Source organism: Streptomyces sp. NPDC027672 (assembly GCF_055566335.1).
Genome location: NZ_JBVHSO010000003.1, coordinates 356,357 through 375,063 on the forward strand (window position 1 = coordinate 356,357; position 18,707 = coordinate 375,063).

Annotated in this window: 12 protein-coding genes; 3 read left to right on the forward strand and 9 right to left on the reverse strand. The window is 75.0% G+C overall.

Annotated elements, in window-relative coordinates; all coding sequences use genetic code 11:
• The first annotated feature begins 291 nt into the window (after positions 1-291).
• The gene (locus tag ACZ4SV_RS09665) at positions 292-3,072 is read left to right on the forward strand and encodes a type 1 periplasmic-binding domain-containing protein (protein ID WP_468002912.1); all 2,781 of its coding nucleotides are present in this window, start codon (positions 292-294) and stop codon (positions 3,070-3,072) included.
• A 119-nt stretch (positions 3,073-3,191) separates the two neighbouring features.
• Here the strand turns inward: ACZ4SV_RS09665 and ACZ4SV_RS09670 are convergent, their stop codons facing one another.
• On the reverse strand, positions 3,192-3,914 hold the full coding sequence (locus ACZ4SV_RS09670; RefSeq protein WP_468002914.1) for a DUF4232 domain-containing protein: 723 nt from the start codon (positions 3,912-3,914) through the stop codon (positions 3,192-3,194).
• Positions 3,915-4,236: 322 nt separating this feature from the next.
• Here ACZ4SV_RS09670 and ACZ4SV_RS09675 point away from each other — a divergent pair, with 322 nt between their 5' ends.
• Positions 4,237-6,543 carry an ATP-binding protein gene (locus ACZ4SV_RS09675; protein ID WP_468002916.1) on the forward strand — a complete coding sequence of 769 codons (2,307 nt, stop codon included), beginning with the start codon at positions 4,237-4,239 and terminating at the stop codon, positions 6,541-6,543.
• A 228-nt stretch (positions 6,544-6,771) separates the two neighbouring features.
• Positions 6,772-7,392, forward strand: coding sequence for a hypothetical protein (locus ACZ4SV_RS09680; RefSeq protein WP_468002918.1), 621 nt, complete (start codon positions 6,772-6,774; stop codon positions 7,390-7,392).
• Between the two features lie 15 nt (positions 7,393-7,407).
• Here the strand turns inward: ACZ4SV_RS09680 and ACZ4SV_RS09685 are convergent, their stop codons facing one another.
• From ACZ4SV_RS09685 to ACZ4SV_RS09720, 8 genes are all read right to left on the reverse strand, one after another.
• Positions 7,408-8,352, reverse strand: coding sequence for an aldo/keto reductase (locus tag ACZ4SV_RS09685; RefSeq protein WP_397970642.1), 945 nt, complete (start codon positions 8,350-8,352; stop codon positions 7,408-7,410).
• 38 nt (positions 8,353-8,390) lie between these two features.
• Positions 8,391-9,881: a GMC family oxidoreductase gene (locus ACZ4SV_RS09690; RefSeq protein ID WP_468002920.1), complete on the reverse strand. Its 1,491-nt coding sequence runs from the start codon at positions 9,879-9,881 to the stop codon at positions 8,391-8,393.
• Between the two features lie 200 nt (positions 9,882-10,081).
• Positions 10,082-11,011: an SDR family oxidoreductase gene (locus ACZ4SV_RS09695; protein ID WP_468002922.1), complete on the reverse strand. Its 930-nt coding sequence runs from the start codon at positions 11,009-11,011 to the stop codon at positions 10,082-10,084.
• A complete protein-coding gene (locus ACZ4SV_RS09700) occupies positions 11,008-12,039 on the reverse strand; it encodes an ROK family protein (RefSeq protein ID WP_468002924.1) in 1,032 nt (343 codons plus the stop codon). Before ACZ4SV_RS09700 ends, ACZ4SV_RS09695 begins: the two co-directional genes overlap by 4 nt.
• Entirely contained in the window at positions 12,029-12,433 is a 405-nt protein-coding gene (locus tag ACZ4SV_RS09705; protein WP_365874440.1) for a cupin domain-containing protein, read from the reverse strand. Before ACZ4SV_RS09705 ends, ACZ4SV_RS09700 begins: the two co-directional genes overlap by 11 nt.
• On the reverse strand, positions 12,426-13,634 hold the full coding sequence (locus tag ACZ4SV_RS09710; protein WP_468002927.1) for a sedoheptulose 7-phosphate cyclase: 1,209 nt from the start codon (positions 13,632-13,634) through the stop codon (positions 12,426-12,428). The genes ACZ4SV_RS09705 and ACZ4SV_RS09710 overlap by 8 nt, the downstream gene beginning before the upstream one ends.
• Before the next feature lie 8 nt (positions 13,635-13,642).
• The gene (gene malQ, locus ACZ4SV_RS09715; RefSeq protein WP_468002929.1) at positions 13,643-15,691 is read right to left on the reverse strand and encodes a 4-alpha-glucanotransferase; all 2,049 of its coding nucleotides are present in this window, start codon (positions 15,689-15,691) and stop codon (positions 13,643-13,645) included.
• On the reverse strand, positions 15,688-18,705 hold the full coding sequence (locus ACZ4SV_RS09720) for an HAD-IIB family hydrolase (RefSeq protein WP_468002931.1): 3,018 nt from the start codon (positions 18,703-18,705) through the stop codon (positions 15,688-15,690). Before ACZ4SV_RS09720 ends, malQ begins: the two co-directional genes overlap by 4 nt.
• Positions 18,706-18,707: the final 2 nt, after the last annotated feature.

Below are 18,707 nucleotides of genomic sequence, written 5' to 3' on the forward strand. Positions count from 1 at the left end.
GTCAGCCGTTCTCCGGAGGAGAGAACGCACCCGGTCCGACCGCGTCCGCGCGTGCCCGGAACGGGAGCGTTCCGAGGCGTCGGCGGCCGTCGTACCGGGCATCACCCAGTCGCGGCCGCCGTGGTCGAGGAGGTGCACTCCGGCCGGGGCGGACCGTGCGGGCGGGGGAGGGAAAGCGCTTCTCGTGAACGGGCGTGGGAGAGGCGGCGTTGCCAGTACTCTCCCCTCCACTGCAGGGAGAGGGCGGGTCGAAGGACGTGACCTGCCGAGGTGATCTGAGGGGGATCTTCCATGACCGGACCCGACCGTTTACCGAGCGGCTTCCCGGACGACGAGGGTGCGGACGACTTCGTCCGGGAGTTCCGTCAGGCGGTGTCGCCCGCCGACCGGGACCTGCTCGCGCACACCCCACCGCTGGTCATCCTGGACGTCGCGGGAGGTGACGCCGAGTACGACAGCCGCGTCCGGCGCCTGGTAGGGGCGTTGGAGCAGGCACTGCGCGGCCGGCAGGACGCGAAACTGGTCCCGTACGCGATCCCCACGGCCGACGACGGTTCCGAACTGCTGTCCGGCGCCGCGGCCCGCGGACTGGCCCTCGGCATGCCCAAGCACATGACGCCGGACCGGCTGCCCGGTTTCTGGCCGCTGTGGGACTCGGTCGGCTACATCAGGGACCACGCGGACGAGCGGCGGGCCCCGGGCGCGGACGTGCTGCGCGACCACGCGCACGCCCAGTTGCGGGCCCACCGCCAACAGCGGCGCGAGGGACGCCTCCAGGTGTTCCTGTGGGCACTCGGCGGCAGCGAGTCGCCCCCGGTCGGCGGCATCCGCGGCTGGCTGCTCGGCTCGCTGTGGCAGGGCATCACCCGGACCTTGCCCCGCTGGTGCTGGGAACGGCGCAAGACCCGCAAGCTGGTGCGGGCCCCGCGGCTGTTCCGTCCGGCCCGCCAACGCTGGCTCGGCGGCATGCTGGGCATGTCCGGCGACGCCGAGACCCTGTTCGCGGTGATGGACGAGGTGGCCGACCGCCAGATGGCGCGGCTCGTGCTGCCGCCCGACCACGCCCGGCACCAGGAGTCGCTCGCCGCCCTCGAAGCGCTGCTGACCCGGGCGCTGCTGGAAGACCTGAAGACGCCCGCGGTCGGCAGGGTGCGGCCCCTGCAACGCCGTCGCACCGCACGCCCCGTACTCCTGCTTCCGCTGCCGAAGGAGGGCAGGCCGGGCGCCGAGGCGGTGGAGCGTTTCCTGTGCTCCTTCCACCAGGAGCGGAAGCACACCGCACAGGCGGCGGGTCCCCTGGTCATCGCGGTCGGCGTGCCCTCCCGCACGCTGCTGGCGAACCTCGGCAGCCCGGCGGTGTCGAGCCTCACCTCGGCGGGCCGGATGCTGCACCAGTCCGGCTCGGACGTGATCCTGGTACGGCTGCGGGAGGAACCCTTCACCAGGGAGGGGCTGATCATCCGTCCCACGTCTCCCACGTCGTACCGCGTCGGCGGGCGCACGGTGACCGCGGGGGTCGCCGGGGGCACCGCGTTGGCGCTGGGGCTCGCGGGGGTCGGCGGGACGGCACTGCTCACGCCGGTGAAGCGGGAGTCGGGCAGCTGCGTCGCCGGTGACATGCCGGTCGCCGGCAGCAGGTACACCGTGCCCGTCCCGCTGCATCCGAAGCAGTGGTACGACGAGACGCTCGCGGAGATCCGGGCCCAGAACCGGCAGGCCGAGCGGTTCGCGGAGCAGGGCAAGACCGTGCGCACGGTCGTCGCGTTCACGTCGGACGGCCCCACCTCGGAGACGGACACCTTGTTCGACGGCACGATCCCGGAGCTGCGCGGCATCGCCATGTGGCAACTGAAACTGAACAAGGACGCGATCTCGGACGATTCGCGGGTGCCGCTGCGGGTCGAGGTGCTCACCACCGGCAAGGGTTTCGTCCACGCCGAGCAGAAGGCACGGGAACTCGTCGGCCAGGTCGAGCACGGCCAGGCGGGCGAGGACGGCGGGGGAGACAAGGGAGGCAAGGGAGGCGGCAAGGATTACGAGCAGGTGGTCGGCGTGCTCGGCTTCGCGCAGAGCAAGGAGACGACGCGCCGGGCCCTGAAGATCCTGGAGCAGGCCGAACTCCCCGTGATCGGCACCACCGCCACCGCGGACGAGATGCTCGTCAGCGCCAATTACTGGCCCCTCACGCCGCTCAACAGCACCGAAGCGCGGATCGAGGCGGACTTCGCCACCGGCTTCCCCATCGTCGCGCGCGCCTCCGGCGGCTGCGAACCGGCCAGGAAGGCGGTCGTGATCCAGAGTTCGGCGGATCTGTACAGCAAGAGCCTCGCGGACAAGTTCCGCGGGGACTTCCACGGCAGCACGCAGTTGGTCAACTTCTCCCAGGAGGGCGACTTCACCGGCGCGCCCGCGGGCACGCCGAAGGTCAGGAGCGCGCACGATCTGGCGGAGACGGTGTGCGACGCGTTGCGCGGCGCGGAGCCCACGGTCGTCTACTGGTCCGCGCGCGCCCGCGACTTCGTCGCCTTCGTCAACGCCCTGGACACGCAAGGCACGTGCATCCATCGGGACATCACCATGCTGGGCGGCAACGAGCTGACGAACGTGGTACTCACGGGCGAGTTCACCGACAAGGACTGGCTGCGGCTGTACTACTCGGCGCACCGGCTGCCGGCCGACGCCGGCGCCGCCGACGAGCGGACGAAGCAGTTCGTCAGCAGGTACGACGCGTTCGTGAGCGGGCCCGCCAAGGACGACCCCTGGCGCGACGACGGCCACTCCGCGGTGTCCTACGACGCCTTCCACGTCCTGTCCCGGGCGGCCGACATGGCCCTCTCCGGCCAGGGCGGCGTGGACCCCAACGCCATGCTGACGGCGCTGCGGAGCGGGATCACCTTCGACGGCACGACCGGCTACATCTCCTACGGCCAGGGCAGCAACATGCCGCCGCGGGACAAGACCCTGGTCCTGCTGCGCCAGTCGGAGCAGGGCCCGCGGGTCGCCCTGGCGTGCGGGGCGTACCGGCAGGGCAGGAGCAGCCGCACGGAGGGGGCCGCCTGCGCCGCGCAGTAGGCGGCTCGTCGCGACCGGGGCGAGGCGGGAGCCGGGTGTCCGGGGGTGTGCGGGCGGGGAGTCCGGGGACCGCTGTCGGACCGCCGCGGGGCCGCAGGGCCCCGCGGCGGCTGCGGGGATCAGAAGTCGTCCGCGCCGTTGCGCAGTTCGGGGGTCCAGTAGCCGGTGAGGGCCTTGGCCGGGTCGGCGGCGATGCCGCCGCTGCCGGGCGCGGTGACGGTGATGACCGTGGAGTCGTTCTCCAGCGTGACGGAGAACGCCGACACGGGCTCGTTGTCCTCGTCGACTCCGCCGTCCGACACCTTCACCAGGGCGTAGGCCGGGGCTCCCGCGGTGAGGACGACCGGGGTGGCGGGCTTGCTCTTGGCGACGGCCGGGACGTCCTGCTTGTGGCTCTCCAGCAACTGGATGTGCGGGAAGCCCGTCAGCCGGCAGGGGTGGGAGGAGGTGTTCTTCGCCGTGAGGACGATGTGGGTGTAGGGCGGGCCGTCCTGCGTGGCGGCGGTGACGGCGACGTCCCGCGCGGTGCACAGCGGGGCGGAGGCGGAAGCCTGCCGGCCCGTGGCAGCGGTGGAGCCCGTGGCACCGGTGGAGTTCGCGGAGTCCTTCGATCCGGTCGCGTGCGCCGAGGCAGCCGACCCGGTCGCCTCGGACGCGCTGGCGGCCTCGCCGCCGGCCGCCCGGGCGGCCGACGTGGCCGACGTGGCCGACGCCACGGTGGCCGCGGGGGCCGCCGAGGACTTCGACGTGGTGTCCCCGTCGCTCTGGCAGGCGGTGAGGGACAGAGTGAGAGCCGTGGCCGCGACGGCGAGCAGCGCGGAGCGGTGACGCGAGATGTTCATGGAGAGTTCCCCCTGGAGTGGTGCGGGGCCGCGGCGTGGTGCCGCCGGCCGAGGTCGTCCTGCTGGTGGTGCGCGGTTTTCAGTCGACGGAGGGTGGTCTGGGCCGCTTCCTGGCCCGCACGGGTTCCGGTCCCCGGCGGATGCGTCCGCCGGGGACGCGTTGCCGGGACCGCGTTCGTGCGGGCCGACCGTTCCGCGTCGGTCTTCAGTCGACCACTTCCGGTCTCCACAACCCAGGCGGTTGTCCCGGCAGAAGTACCGTCGGCCATACTTCTGCCGGGGGCTCTCATCCGGACGGGCCGGACGATCGGGGACATCGACGGTGCGCGACGGCACGCCATCCACGGAGGACTTCGGGCAGCGGCTGCGCCGGCTGCGGACCCGTGCCGGGCTGAGCCAGGAAGCACTCGCGCACGACGCCCAGGTGAGTGTCAGGGCGCTGGCGGACATGGAACGCGGGCGCACCCGGGGGCCGCAGCGCCGTACGGTGCGGGCGCTGGCCGAGGCGCTGGGACTGGACGACGACGAGGCGGCGGACCTGGAGAAGTCCGCCGCCCTGGGCCGTCCGCGCCCCCGGCCGGCCACCGGCCCGGCCGGCCCCGGCACCCTGGCCCTGCCGCGCGACATCCAGGACTTCACCGCGCGCGGGCCGGCCCTCGCCCGGCTGCTGGAGCTGGCGCGGGAGGCCGCTCCGGGCCGGCCGGTGGTCAGCGTGGTCGCCGGACAGCCCGGTCTGGGCAAGACCGCGTTCGCGGTGCACGCCGCGCACCGCCTCGCCCCGCACTTCCCCGACGGGCAGTTCGCCCTGGACCTGCACGGCATGGATCCCGAACCGACCACCCCCCGGGACGCGCTGGCCCGCCTGCTGGGCGCGGTGGGCGTCGCCGACGCCGCGCTGCCGGCCGGCACCGACGACCGCGCCGGCCTGTGGCGCTCCCTGGCCGGCGAGCGGCGCATGCTCCTGCTGCTGGACAACGCCGTTGACGAGTCCCAGGTCGCCCCGCTGCTGCCCGGCACCGGTCCGTCCCTGACCCTCGTCACCAGCCGTCACGTCCTGGCGGGCCTGGAGTCCGTCCACCGCACCGATCTGGCCCTGCTGCGGCGCGAGGAGGCGGTGGAACTGCTGACCCGCATCATCGGCCCGGACCGGGTGCGGGCGGAGGCACAGGCCGCGCGCGACCTCGCCGACCTGTGCGGACACCTCCCGCTGGCCGTCCGGATCGCCGGCCAACGGCTCCTGAGCCGTCCGCACGAAAGCCTCGGCAAGCTGGTCGCCCGGCTCGCCGCCGAGGGCCGGCGGCTGGACGGCCTCCAGGCCGGAAACCTGCGGGTGCGCGCCGCCTTCGCGCTCTCCTACCGGCAACTCCCCGAGAACGCGCGGACGTTGCTGCGCCGCGCCGCGCTGGCCGCCGGCCCGGACTTCAGCCCGGAGACCGGCGCGCTGCTGGCCGGCCTCTCCTTGGACGAGGCGATCGCCTGCGCCGAGGAACTGACCGACGCCGGCCTGCTGCAGAGCGACGCCGGGGCCGAGCGGTACCGCTTCCACGACCTGCTCCGGCTCTACGCGGCCGAACAGACCGAGGCCGAGGACGGCCCCGAGGCCCGTGACGCCGCCCTCGACCGGACCGCGCACTGGATGCTGCGCCGGGCCACCGCCGCCGCGCTGCACTTCGACGTCGGCCACGAACGGACCACGTGGCCGGGCGACCCGGACCCGGACACGGCGCCCACCGGCCGGGACGAGGCACGGGCCTGGCTGGAGGCCGAGCGGTCCCAGTGGCTCGCCGCGCTGCGCCGGGCCCACGAGACCGGCCGGCACCGGGAGGTCCTGGACACGGCGGAGGCCATGCACTGGTTCTCCGATCTCAACCAGCACTGGGAGCAGTGGGTGGACGTGTTCCGGCGCTCCGCCGACTCCGCCCGCTCCCTGGGCAGCAGACGGGAGGAGGCCGTCCACCTCAACTACCTCGCCTGGGCCTACAACCTCTGCGTGCACGACCCCCACGCCGCTCTGCGGAGCGCCGACGCCGCGCTGACGGCGGCCCGCGACTGCGGGGACGGGCTGCAAGAGGGCTGGGCACTCGGCTACGGCGCGGGCGCGCTCAACCGGCTGGGCCGCGCGGACGAGGCCCAGGAGCGCTTGCGCGAGGGGGCCCGCTGCCTCGCCTCCCAGCCGTCACCGCAGGCCCGGCTGGCCGAGCTGACGATGCTCAACAGCCTCGGCACCCTGCTGCGCCAGACCGGCCGGGCAGCCGAGGCCCTGGACATCCACCGGCGCAGCGAGCGGATCTGCCACGCGGGGGTCCCGGGCCGGACCCGGGAGGTGATCGGGCTGTACCACGCGGTCGCCCGGCAGCAGATCGGCAACGACCTGGCGGCCCTGGAGCGCTGGCAGGAGGCCGAGGCGCCGCTCCGGCAGGCCCTCGCCGCGTTCGAGGCCGCCCAGATGCCGGCCTGGGCCGAACACGCCCGGCTCGACCTCGGCCAGGCGCTGAGCGCCACCGGACACCCCGAGGCCCGGGAGACGCTCCGCGCCGCCCGTGACGCCCTGGCGGTGCTGCGCAGCCCGCGGCAGGCCGAGGCCGACGCCGCGCTCACCGCGCTCGGCCAAACCCACGCCGGCACCTGAAGTCACCCCGCCCGGCCGGCGGCCGGGGGCACGGCGGCGGCCCGCCGCCGGCCGACGGGGAGGCCGGCCGGCGCGGCGAACGGGAGCGCGCCGCCCGACGCCGTCCGAGAGGACCCCGGGCCGGGACTCCGGTGCCGGCGGCCGGTCCGCCCGGCCGCGTCCGAGTCGCACGCGGCACATCCGCCCCCGACTATGGAGGCAGGAGTCCCCGACCCCATGGACGGCACCATGCCCACGAGACGACTCACCGGCCCCGCCCGGACCGCGCGCCGGACCGCCGTAGCGAGCGCCCTCCTCGCCGGTGTGCTCGCCGGCTGCGGCGGCGGAGGCGGTACGGACACCGGTTCCTCGCCCCGCGCCTCCGGCTCACCGAACGCCTCGTCCTTCAGTGGCCGGCCGCCGTCGGCTCTGGCGTCGTCCGCTTCCGCGGCCAGCCGCTCGGCCCACGCGTCGGCGTCCGCGGCGGCCTCCTCCGCCTCGGCGCGGGCCTCGGAGTTCGAGGCGTCGGTGGAGGCCGACACCCAGCGCAGGAGCGCGGCGGCACAGAAGGAGCTGAAGAAGGTCGACGGCCGCGGCAACGCCCTGGCCGAGGTGGGCATGACGGGCATCCCCCGGGCGGAGACCGGGGGAATCCTCGCCGTCCAGATCACCATCACCAACAAGACGGACAGCGAAGCGTCGTACGCCGTCCAGGTCGACTTCAAGAACGCCGAGGGCAAGGTCGTCGAGACCCGGTACGTCGGCGCCGAACACCTTCGGCCGGGCAAGAGGCAACAGCCGATCGCCTTCAGCCACCAGCCGCCCGAGCCGAGACTGACACCCGTGCTCGCCAAGGCGCAACGCTACTGACCCGGACGCCCGGCCCTACGGCAGAGCGGTGCCGCGGGCGGTGACCCACAGCTCGTACCACTCCTCGTGCGTGAGGTCCGGTTCGCGCCGTACCGCGTCCGCGCAGGCGGCGATGCGCTCGGGGCGGGTGGTGCCCACGACGGGAGCGATGCCCGCCGGATGGCGCTGGAGCCACCACAGGAGGATGGTCTCCGGTGTGGTGTCCTTGCGCCGGGCGAGGTCCGCGACGAGCCGGTTCACCGGCGCGTCGGTGGTGGCGGTGAACCGGCCGCGGGCGAGCGGGCCCCACGCCTGGAGCCCGATGCCGCCCGCCGCGCACCATTCCAGCGTGCCGGGCGCGAAGCCGTTCCCGGCGGCGGCCGGGGTGTTGAACAGGACGCCCGCCTCCACCCAGTCCCGCCGGGCCAGACTCATCTCCAGTTGGTCGACCACCAGCGGGACGTCCGTGTGGGCCTGGAGGGAGGCGATCTGCGGGCCGCTCATGTTGGACACGCCGAACTGCCGGACCAGTCCCTGGGCGTGCAGGGAGGCCAGCGCCTCGCCGATCTGCGCCGGGTCGGCCAGCGGGTCCGGCCGGTGCAGGAGCAGCACGTCCAGGGTGTCGGTGCGCAGGCGGCCGAGGCTCTCCTCCACCCTGCGCAGGATGCTCGCACCCCTCAGGTCGTACAGCCCCGGCCGGTCGCCGTCGGGCAGCCGGATGCCGCATTTGCTCTGCAGGACGATGCGCTCGCGCAGCCCGGGGCTGCGGGCGAGCACCTCCCCGAAGACGGCCTCGGCCTTGCCGTAGCGGTAGATGTCCGCGTGGTCGAAGGCCGTGATGCCGGCGGCGAGGGCCGCCTCGACGACGGTCCCGGCGCGGTCGACGTCCTCGGACGTGTAAGGCCGGGTGTCCCAGTCGCCGCCCAGGCCCATGCAGCCGAGAACCAGCCGGTGCGTGCGGATGTCGGTCTGTGCCGCCATGGCGGACTCCGTGGTGTGTGCGGGTGGTGGACGGATGGTCAGTGCCGGAAGGTGTCGGCGAGCATCTCGGCGACGGCGAGGACGGGCAACTGGGTGTTGGCGGCCGGCACGGTCGGCAGGATCGAGGCGTCGACCACCCGCAGCCCCCGCACCCCGTGGACGGAGCCCTGCCCGTCGACCACGGCCCCCGCGTCCTCCCCGGGGCCCATGGCGCAGGTGCCCACCGGGTGCCAGTAGGTGCCCACCCGCTCCCGGAGGCCGGCGTCGGACAGCCCGCGCACCGGTGCGCCGTCCGAGGGACCCGCCAACGTCCCCAGGGCTTGGGCCAGTTGGTCCACCTTCTCCAGTCCGGCTCGGAGGGTGGCCAGGTCACGGCCGGCCGGGTCGGTGAGGAACGCGGGATCGATCTCGGGCGGCTCCAGCGGATCGGCCGAGCGGAGCCTGACGTGCCCGCGCGAGGCCGGCTTCATCAGGAACGCGGAGATACCGGCCTCGTACTGTCCGGGCGGCAGCCCGCCGAACAGCGGGAGACCGGCGGTGGGCAGCAGATGCAGGTCCCACGCCCCGTCCGGGCAGGACGGGCCGGCGGCCCGGACCAGCATGCGGCTGACGTACAGCTCGCCGGCCGCCTCCTTGGCCGCCAGCGCCTTGTTCAGGTCGTCCGTGGGCGACAGGGGCACGAACACACCCGGCTGGTCGGACAGGTTGGCGCCGACGCCCGGGAGGTCCAGCTCGCACCGGACGCCGATGTCCCGCAGGTGCGCGGCCGGACCGATGCCGCTGCGCAGCAGCACGCCGGGGGAGCCGAAGGTGCCCGAGGCCAGCACGTAGGTGTCCGCCGTCAGCGTGACCGGCCGGCCCTCGCGTACGATGTGCGCGCCGAGCACCCGGCCGCCGCGCACGGACAGCCGGTCCACCAGGGCACCGTCGAGGACCGTCAGATTGGGCCGCGACCGGGTCGCCGGGTCCAGATAGGCGAACGCGGCGTTCCAGCGCAGGCCGTCGACCGAGTTGATCAGCGGCCGGCCGTAGCCGGGACCGCCGGGACGCCCCATGTCCACTTCGCCGTAGCCGAGTTCGCGCGCCGCCGCGAGCGCGGCCGAGGCCCAGGGCGAGAGTTCGTGGTCCGGTACGGTGCGCAGCCCCATCCGCTCGACGGCCCGCGACCGGTACGGCTCCAGCGCGGCGGCCGACCAGTGCTCGCCGCCCGCCTCCGTCCACTCGGCGTGGTCGGCGTGCGAACCCCAGGTGTTCCAGGCGCCGTTGATGCACGAGGAGCCGCCCAGGACACGGGCGCGGATGCGGTAGAAGGCGGTGTGCCGTTCCCACACGTCGTCCCGGGGCAGGGCGCGGGAGTTGCGCACCTTCTCCGGCCAGTCCGCGGGCCGCGGTCCGTAGTCGGGGCCGGCCTCCACCAGGCACACCGACCGGCCGGGGTCCTCGCTGAGGCGCGCGGCCAGGACGCAGCCGGCCACGCCGCCGCCGAGGACGACGACGTCGTAGCCGGTCGGCAGGGACGCATCTGTCATGATCACTCCGTTGCTGGGTCGTCGCCGGGGCGGGGCAGGGCACCGGGCGCGCCGCCGGTCCGTCGGCGAGCGGTGCGAGCGGGGCCTCCCGCGGGGCGAACGGGACTTACTTCGGTGCCCGGTGCCACGCCGTGCCCGGGGCGCGGGCGGGCCGGGAACATGTCGGTGCAGTGGTCACGGGGCTCCCCGCGGCCACGTGCTCATACGGCCGGGGACCCGGTGAACGCGGGGGCCAGCAGCTCCGCTCCCGCGTGCACGCCCCGGACGGCGATCCGCTCGGTGGCGGGCAGATTCCCCAGCAGCGCGCTGCCGAGGCAGGCGTTCACCGGACGGGACGCGTAGCGGGTGCGGGCGCGCGGCACCGGCACCACCAGCTCCGTGGGCGCGCCCAGCGTCCGGGCGATGACGGCGGCCCACTCGGCGCGGGTGACACGGTCGGGCCCGCCCAGGTGCAGCACCGGGGGCAGCGGGTGCTCGGCGTCGAGGAGCGCCGCCGTCACCGCCGCCACGTCGTCCACGAGCACCGGTGTCGTCCAGTGGTCGTCCGGCGCCTCGACGGGCTCGCCGCGCCGCAGCCGGTGCGCGCAGGCGGCGAAGAAGTTCAGCCACTTGCCCGCGTCGGCCGGCTCGTGGCCGTAGACGAGACTGACGCGCAGGGCGACGGCCCGTTCGGACAGGGCGAGCAGGGCCTCCTCGGCCGCCCGCTTGGCCCGGCCGTAGGCGTTCGCCGGCGAGAGCGGGCTGTACTCGTCGTTGCGGGGGAAGTCGCCCGCGAAGACGTTGTCCGTGGAGATCAGGACGGTGCGCGCCCGCGGTGCCAGGGCGGCGAAGGTGCGCGCCACGGTGACGTGCGCATCCCGCGTCTCCTGCGGGTGCTCCTCGCACCAGGTGACGTCGGAGGGGCCGTGCACCAGGACGATGCGTCCGGGCCGCAGCTCGTCGAGCAGCCGCCGGCAGGCCCCGGCGTCGGTGGCGTCCAGCGCCGCCCAGCGTGCTCCGAACTCCTCGGCCGGCGTGCGGGGCGGACGGCGCGAGACGAGGGTCACGGGCCGTCCCGCCGACGCCAGTCGCCGGGCGATCCCGGTACCGACCAGGCCGCTGCCCACGACCAGGGTGCCGTTGCCGGTCACGACGCCCCCCGCGCGGAGGCCAGCGGCGTCCGGGCCGCCAGCAGCCGGCCCACCCCGATGAGTCCGTGGTCGTCGTCGGCCACCCCGAGCGACACCAGCGCGTCGATCTGCTCCGGTTCGAGGCCGAAGCAGCCCAGCCGCACCAGTTCGGCCACCAGCAGCCGCCGGTAGGGCTCGCCGACCGCCAGGGCGAAACCGCCCATCAGGATGTAACGGCACACCCCGACCGACGTGAACACGCTCGTGATGGCCTGGGCGAGCGGGGTGAGGGTGCCGCGCAGCACCTCCGTGGCGAACGGGTCGCCCGCGCGGACCGCCGCCGCGACCGCCCGGTTGTCGATGCCGTCCGCGCGGCTGTCGCACAAGGAGGCGAGCCGTGAACCGCGGAAGGCGGCCGGGGCGGCGTGCGCGGCCCGGCGGGCCGCGGCCAGCACACCCCGGCCGGAGGCGATGGCACCGAGGTGCCCGCGGCCCCCGCAGTCGCACAGCGGCGCGTCGGCGGACAGGTCGCAGACCCAGTGCCCCAGTTCGCCGCCGTGACCGTCGGCGTCGACGAGGACCTCGCCGCCGCGGAACACCTTGTTGCCGATGCCGGAGCTGATGGTGAGCAGGCAGAAGTCGCCGGGTTCGGTGGCGGCGTACCGCCAGGCCGCCGCCGTCAGGTCGTTCACCACGACGGCCGGTGCGCCGGTTCGTTCCGTCAGCAGTTCGCCGAGCGGCAGCGGGTCGCCGCGCCGCCCCCAGACGGTGGGGGCGGCCCGTACCAGCCCGGCCGCCGTGATCGGCCCGGCGAAGGCCACGCCCAGCGCGCGCGGCGGCCGTCCGTCGGTGTACGCGGCGACCTCGCGGACGATCTGCTCCACCACCCGCCGCTGGAGCACCGGCACGGGCGCGCCGGGGTCGCGGTGCAGGCCGTCCACCGGCACTCTGCGCACCCGGGACAGGACGTCCGTCCCCGGGTCGTACGCGCCGATGCGCAGCGTGGTGCCGCCCACGTCGAGCACGGTGAACACCTCGTCAGCCGTCACGCCGGCCACCCGGTCCCTCCTCGGCGACGGGACGCCGTCCATCCGTTTCCTCCTCGAAGACGAGCAGCCGCAGGTCCCGCTCCCCGTCGTTGCGCAGCCCGTGCTCCCCGTGCGGGGCGTTGACGACGACGTCGCCGGGGCCGACCGGGAACTCCTCGCCGTCCCGGTACATCAGGCCGCCGCCGTCCAGCACGACATAGGTCTCGCGGTCGGCGCCGTGCCGGTGCCGGCCGATCGAGGTGCCCGGCGGCAGCACGGCCAGGTCGATGAAGCGGGCGCCCCGGGAGCCGGTCCCGGCCGCGAAGAGGCGGTGGGCGAGGATCGTGCCCACACCGCCGTGGTCCCGTTCCTTGCCGGTCAGCAGGTCCCGCAGATTGACCACGGGTTCAGCCATCGTGGCGCTCCCCGTCCGCCGCCAGCGCCCGCAGCGCGGCCCGCAGGACCTCCTCGGGGACGTCCTCCAGCTCCTCCACGAAGGCCGCCTTGCCGACGCCGGTCGGCACCACGAGGTGCAGCTTGCGGCCCCGGCGCTGCCAGGAGGCGTGCAGGGCCTGCGCCATCAGGTCCTCGGTGCAGGTGTCCGGGTCGAACACCGGCAGCCCGATCCGCCGCAGCAGCCCCACCACGCGCGCGCAGGTCTCGTCGTCCGCCAGGCCGAGCAGGCGGGCCAGGTGGGCGGAGAGCGCCATGTCGACGGCGACCGCCTCGCCGTGCTCCAGGCGGTGGCCGCCGGCCGTCTCGACGACGGGGCTGAAGGTGTGCCCGAAGTCGACCAGCCGGGCCAGATCGTGCTCGCGCAGATTGGGGCAGAGTTCCTCCATCATCAGGCGCATGGAGGTGCGCAGGACGTAGGTCTCCAGCTCCCCGTGGGCGGGGTCCGCCGGCCCGTCGCCGCCGGGGCGCCGGAACACGTCCGGGTGCCGCTCCAGCGTCGCGAACAGGTCCTCGTCCAGGATCACGGCCATCTTCACGATCTCGGCGAGCCCGCAGCGGATCTCCCGGTGCGGGAGCGACCCGAGGAAGGCGGGGTCGTTCAGGGAGGCGTGCGCCGGGTGGTAGGCGCCGAGCATGTTCTTCGTCCGCAGGGCGTTGACGCCGGTCTTGACGCCCACGCCGACGTCGACCTGGCCGACGAGCGTGGTGTTGACCTTGACGTAGCGGACACCGCGGGCGTACATGGACGCCGCGAAGCCCACCACGTCGGCGACGATGCCGCCGCCGACCGCGAGCATCACGCCGTGCCGGTCCAGCCCGTCCGCCTTGGCGAGGGCGCAGACGTGCTCCGCCGCGGCGAGCGTCTTGTGGTGCTCACCGGTGGGTATGACGTGCAGGGTCCACTGGCCCGGCCCGGTGTGCGCGTCCAGATAGGCGCGCAGCCGGTCGCCGTACAGCCGGTCGACGGTCGCGCTGACGAAGGCCACCACCCGGCGCGCGCCCAGATAGCCGGCGAGCAGCGGGTTGGACGGATCGAGCGCTCCGGTCGTGAGGTCGACCCGGTAGCGGGTGCCGTCGGGCGCTCTCAGGTCGAAGCCCCCGGGGTCCTCGGCGACCCCTGTCGGCGGCTGGTCCACCCGGTCAAGAACCTGGCCTGACATCTCTCTCCTCATGTGTTCTCACGATGCCGGCGGAGGTCCGCGAACACCCGGGACAGAGCGGCCACCAGGGGCCGGCCGGGCAGATCCTCCAGCGGTACGGGACGGCCCTGGTCATCGCTCACGGGCAGCCGCCAGTTGGGGTGCGCCGCGGACGTGCCGGGGATGTTCTGGGGCCTGCGGTCGCCGGTCGCGTCCGGCAGCCAGACGCCGAGCAGCCGGGCCGGGGTACGGCACAGGAAGCGGTGCAGCGCGACGACCTCCCCGTCCGGGTCGGGCAGCAGTCCGAGCCGCCGCAACTCGGCCAGCCAGCCGTCGCGTTCGGCCACGGCCTCGGCCTTCTCCTCCGCTTCCGGACGGGTGAGCAGGTCCAGCCGGGCGCGCAGGTCCACGTGCTCGCCGCTCAGCCAGGCCGCGGTCGTCGGCAGGTCGTGGGTGGTCAGCGTGGCGAGGCAGTCGCGCCGCCACCGCTCGGGCGGCAGCGGTCCGTGCCGCCCCTCCGACCCGCCGAGGTACTCGAACCGCTGCACGGAGGTGCCGAGGATCCCGCGCTCGTCGAGCGACGCGCGGACGCCGGCCTCGACCGTGCCCAGGTCCTCGCCGATGACGGCGGCCCCGGCGCGGTGCGCCTCCAGCATCAGCACGCCCAGCATCGCCTCGGCGTCGTAGCGGACGTACGTGCCCTCGGACGGCGGCCGACCCTCGGGCACCCACCACAGCCGGAACAGGCCCATCACATGGTCGATGCGCAAGGCGCCCGAGTGCCGCAGCCCGGCCCGCAGCAGCCCGGCCAGCGGCCGGTAGCCGGACGCGGCGAGCCCGTCGGGACGCCACGGCGGCTGCCCCCAGTCCTGGCCGTAGGGGTTGAAGTCGTCCGGCGGCGCGCCGACGCTCATGCCCGCGGCCAGGCAGTCCTGCAACGCCCAGGCGTCCGCGCCCTCCGGGGCGACCCCGACCGCCAGGTCGTGGATCAGGCCCAGCCCCATGCCGGCCCCGGTGGCCGCCGCCTGCGCGGCGGCCAGTTGCTCGTCGGTGATCCAGGCGAGCCAGCGGTGGAAGTCCACCTCCGCGGCCAGTTCCTCGCGGGCCCGGGCCACGGCCGGGGAGCGCGGATCGCGCAGGGCGGCCGGCCAGGACCGCCAGGCCCCGCCGTGCACACCGGCCAGCGCGCACCAGGTGGCGAAGTCCGTCAGGTCCTCGCCCTCGCGCGCCAGGAACCGCGCGAACGCGGCGGCCCGCCCGGGCGTGAGCGGAACCCGGCGCACCGCGCGCAGCGCCTCGTGCTTGAGGGAGCGCACCGTCTCCCGGTCGATGAGCAGCTCACCGCGGAGCACGCCCTCGTTCAGGGCGCGGGCCCGGGCGGCGCACCGGTCGGCGGTCCGCCGTGCCTCACCCGTGAGGTAGGCGTACTCCGGGACCGCCTCCACCCGGACGTGCATCGGGTCGGGGTAACGGCGCGACGCGGGCCGGTACGGCGACGGGTCCGGCAGCGGTCCGGGCTCCACGGCGTGCAGCGGGCCGAGCTGGACGAAGTCCGCCCCGGCCGCGTGTCCCGCCCAGGACGCCAGCTCCGCCAGGTCACCGAGGTCGCCCATGCCCCAGGAGCGGCGCGACAGCACCGAGTAGAGCTGGACCAGGAACCCCCAGCGCCGCCCGGCCGGGACGGGCAGCCGGCCGGGCACCACGAGCAGCGGTGCGGACGCGTCGCGGCCCGCCGCGCCGACGTGCAGGGTGTGCCGGCCCACCGGCAGCGAGCCGGACAGGGCGGCGGTGCCTCCGCCTTCGAGGGCCACCTCCGCCGTGGCGTCTCCGGGCAGGTCCAGCGGGGGCAGGGCGTCTCCGCGTACGACGACGCACTCGGGCAGCAGCCGGGCGGCCGTCCGCGCGTGGTGGTCCGCCAGGGCGGCGCGGGCCGCCGTGGCGGTGGCCGCGTCCACCCCGCACGCGGCGAGCACCGCCACGAGGGTGTCCGGGGCCACCTCCCGCCGCTGCCCCCGGTCGGTGGTGTACGCGGTGGCGATCCCGTGAGCACGCGCCAGCGCGCGCAGGTCCTCGGTCACGACACCGGCTCCGTCCGGCCGAAGACGCGTTCCAGGACGGCGGCGACACCGTCCTCGTCGTTGCCGGGGGCGATCTCGTCGGCCATCGCCCGCAGCGCCGGATGGGCGTTGCCCACGGCCACGCCGTGCCCGGCCCAGGCCAGCAGCGGGATGTCGTTGGGCATGTCGCCGAACGCGATCGTCTCGGCCGCGTCGACGCCGAGGAGCCGCGCCGCGCGCTCCACCCCGGCCGCCTTGGTGGTGCCCGCCGGCAGCACCTCCACCATCCCCTGCACCGAGTGCACCACGGTGACCGAGTCGCCGCACAAGGACCGTGCCGTGGCCTCGACTTCCTCCTCCGGCAGGCCCGGGTGGTGCAGGACCAGCTTGTCGATCGGGTCCGTCCACAGCAGCCGGCGGTCCGTGGTGACGTCCCAGCCGTGCCTCACCCGTTCCCCGAACCGGGGAGTGACCTTGAAGCGGCTTTCCGGCGGCGCGGTCACCACACCCAGCTCCAGGGGCCCCAGCACCGCCTCGACACGCGCCACCACCTCACGCGCGAGGTCGAGGTCGAGCGAGGCGGAGCTGAGCAGCCGGTCGGCTCCCGCGTCGTAGAGCTGCGCGCCCTGCCCGCACACGGCGAGGCCGCGGTAGCCGAGGGCGGCCAGGTACTGCTTGCAGGCCGTGGCCGGTCTTCCGGTGACCACCAGGTGGTGTGCCCCGGCCTCGGCCGCCCGGGCGAGGGCGCGCAGGGTGCGGTCGGAGACGCTTTGGTCGCTGCGCAGCAGGGTGCCGTCGAGGTCGGTCGCCACCAGCCGGAAGGGCGGCGGGCCGGTGAGGTCCTCGCACGGCACCGTGTCCCAGGTGACGCGCCCGGAGGCCAGGGTCAGCATGACGAGCAGGTGGTCCCCGGCGGGCGGCCCGGCCAGGACGGTCCGGAAGACGCCCTCGCCGGCCGGCGTCAGGGGGGCCAGGACCATACCGCTGCCGGCGGGCACCGCCTCGTCGGAGGCGACGGCCTCCGCGGGTGACTCCGGGCCCGGGCGGGCGGCCGCGGCACCGGGCACCGCCACCTCCACGTGCCGGGCGTGCGGGTGCCGGTACTCCAGGTGCCGGCGGCCCGCGGCGTCCCGGTGCAGCCGGTACCGTCCGCGCACCCGCGCCGCCCAGTCCGCCCGTCCGGCGGCCCGGGCCGTCTGCGCGCACCGGACGAAGTCGGCCCGCGCGTAGGCCGCTTCGAAGAGACGCTCGTACGCCTCCTCGTCCAGCGGCGCGCAGCGCGCGTAGGCCGCCGTGTCGCCCAGCGCCTCGGCGTGCCGGGCCAGCAGTGCGCGGTGCCGGACCCGGTCGGCGGCGGGCAGGACGTCGAACCAGCCGTACCGGATCGCGTCCTCGGCAGGGAAGGGCCGGGGCCGGCCGCGCAGCACGTCCGCGAAGGCCGCAAGGCGCCGGTCCGCGCTCCGCGCCCAGGTGAACGCCCGGGCCGTGGCACGGGAGTTGGCCGACAGCCGCGCGTAGTCGTCGGGGGCCGTGCGCCGCAGCGCGACGGCCTGGCGTATGCGCTCGGCCAGCGCCTCGGCGAGGGCCGGGTCGTCGTCCCGGAACGAGCCGGGCAGCGAGAACCCGGTGGCCCGCGGATCCTCCGGGGGCAGGGCGTGCCCGAAGTGCGCGGTGACGCTCTGCGCGGTCGCGATCGGCACCGCCCCGCACGCCATCGCCTCGGCCTGCGCGATGAGGAACCCGTCGAGTTCGAACTTCGAGGGGAAGACACAGAAGTCGGCGCAGGCCGCCTGCTCGAACAGGGTGTCCTCGTCGGCCAGCCGCCAGTCCAGGTGGACGCGGCCGGGATAGCGGTCCGCCACGCTCTGGAAGTAGGCGTTGGCGGCGGGCGCCGTCCGGCCGCCGCCCCCGCCGGTGGCGAAGCGCAGCACGAACGACGCCTGGACACCGTCCGCCAGCACCTCCTCGACGGCCCGGACCAGCTCCACCTGCCCCTTGTGGTGCACCGCGTAGCGGGCGGCGTGGTAGAAGACGGGCAGGGACGGGTCCAGGCCCAGGGCGCCGAGCACCGCCTCCCGGTCGACGGCCGCCGGGTCGCGCGCCAGCCAGCCGTCGGCTATCCCGCAGCCGCCCACGAGCAGCTTGTGCGCCTGCTCGCGCAGCATCCGGGAGACCGGCAGCGTGTCGAACAGGTCCTGGAACGGGGTGTCGCGGAAGGTGCTGTAGTGGTCCCGCTGGCCCGGCGAGACGAAGTCGACCAGATCGGCGTGGGCCAGGATCAGCGGCAGGAAGGGCACGTGGTCCGGGCCGTGCTCGGCGTGCATCCGGGTGCCCGCCAGGACCCGGGCCATCGTCGCCCGCGGGCTGTCCTCGGCCGGCGGCGGATCGTCGAGCGCGTCCAGGTCCGCCCGGACGCCGAACAGGTCGAGCAGCCGCTCCACCTGCGGGCGGTACACCGCCTGCGTCACGGGCGCGTTGGCCGCGACCGTGCTCACGGTCCGCAGCGACGGATCACCGGCGAACAGCGCCGGCAGCAGGTAGTGGTAGTACGGTTCGAAGCCGTGCACCACCGCCTCCCCGTCCGCCAGACACCGCTGGATGAAGTGCGCGCCCGCGACCTGGAACACCAGCGGCTTGAAGTACGCCAGGTCCCTGCCCTCCATGCCCGGCGGCGGGTACAGCCGGTCCGGGAGCCGGTCCAGATACGCGTCGGAGAGGAAGTACACGTCCACGCCGTCCTTGCGCAGACGGTGCGCCCGGGTGGTCAGCTCCAGGGTGATCTCGGCCGGGTGGTCCGGCCACACCTTGGGGTCCGGCACCAGCGGCACGCGGTGCTCGTGGCGGTAGGACAGCTCCTCGACCGGGTGGTCGCGCCGCAGGCTGTCGAGCAGTCCGTGCGCGGGCGTGACCACCGAGACACGGTGACCGCGCGCGGCGTACTCGCGCGACAGGTTCCACACCAGCGGCGACAGCCCGCCGCGCATCAGGCGGTTGTCGAACCCGCCGCACTCGAAGGCGAAATGGATGATGTGCACGC

Bases quoted from the DNA above. Each gene is read 5' to 3' on its own strand.
- ACZ4SV_RS09665 (WP_468002912.1), top strand. From the start codon at position 292: ATGACCGGACCCGACCGTTTACCGAGCGGCTTCCCGGACGACGAGGGT.
- ACZ4SV_RS09670 (WP_468002914.1), bottom strand. From the start codon at position 3,914: ATGAACATCTCGCGTCACCGCTCCGCGCTGCTCGCCGTCGCGGCCACG.
- ACZ4SV_RS09680 (WP_468002918.1), top strand. From the start codon at position 6,772: ATGCCCACGAGACGACTCACCGGCCCCGCCCGGACCGCGCGCCGGACC.
- ACZ4SV_RS09685 (WP_397970642.1), bottom strand. From the start codon at position 8,352: ATGGCGGCACAGACCGACATCCGCACGCACCGGCTGGTTCTCGGCTGC.
- ACZ4SV_RS09690 (WP_468002920.1), bottom strand. From the start codon at position 9,881: ATGACAGATGCGTCCCTGCCGACCGGCTACGACGTCGTCGTCCTCGGC.
- ACZ4SV_RS09705 (WP_365874440.1), bottom strand. From the start codon at position 12,433: ATGGCTGAACCCGTGGTCAATCTGCGGGACCTGCTGACCGGCAAGGAA.
- ACZ4SV_RS09710 (WP_468002927.1), bottom strand. From the start codon at position 13,634: ATGTCAGGCCAGGTTCTTGACCGGGTGGACCAGCCGCCGACAGGGGTC.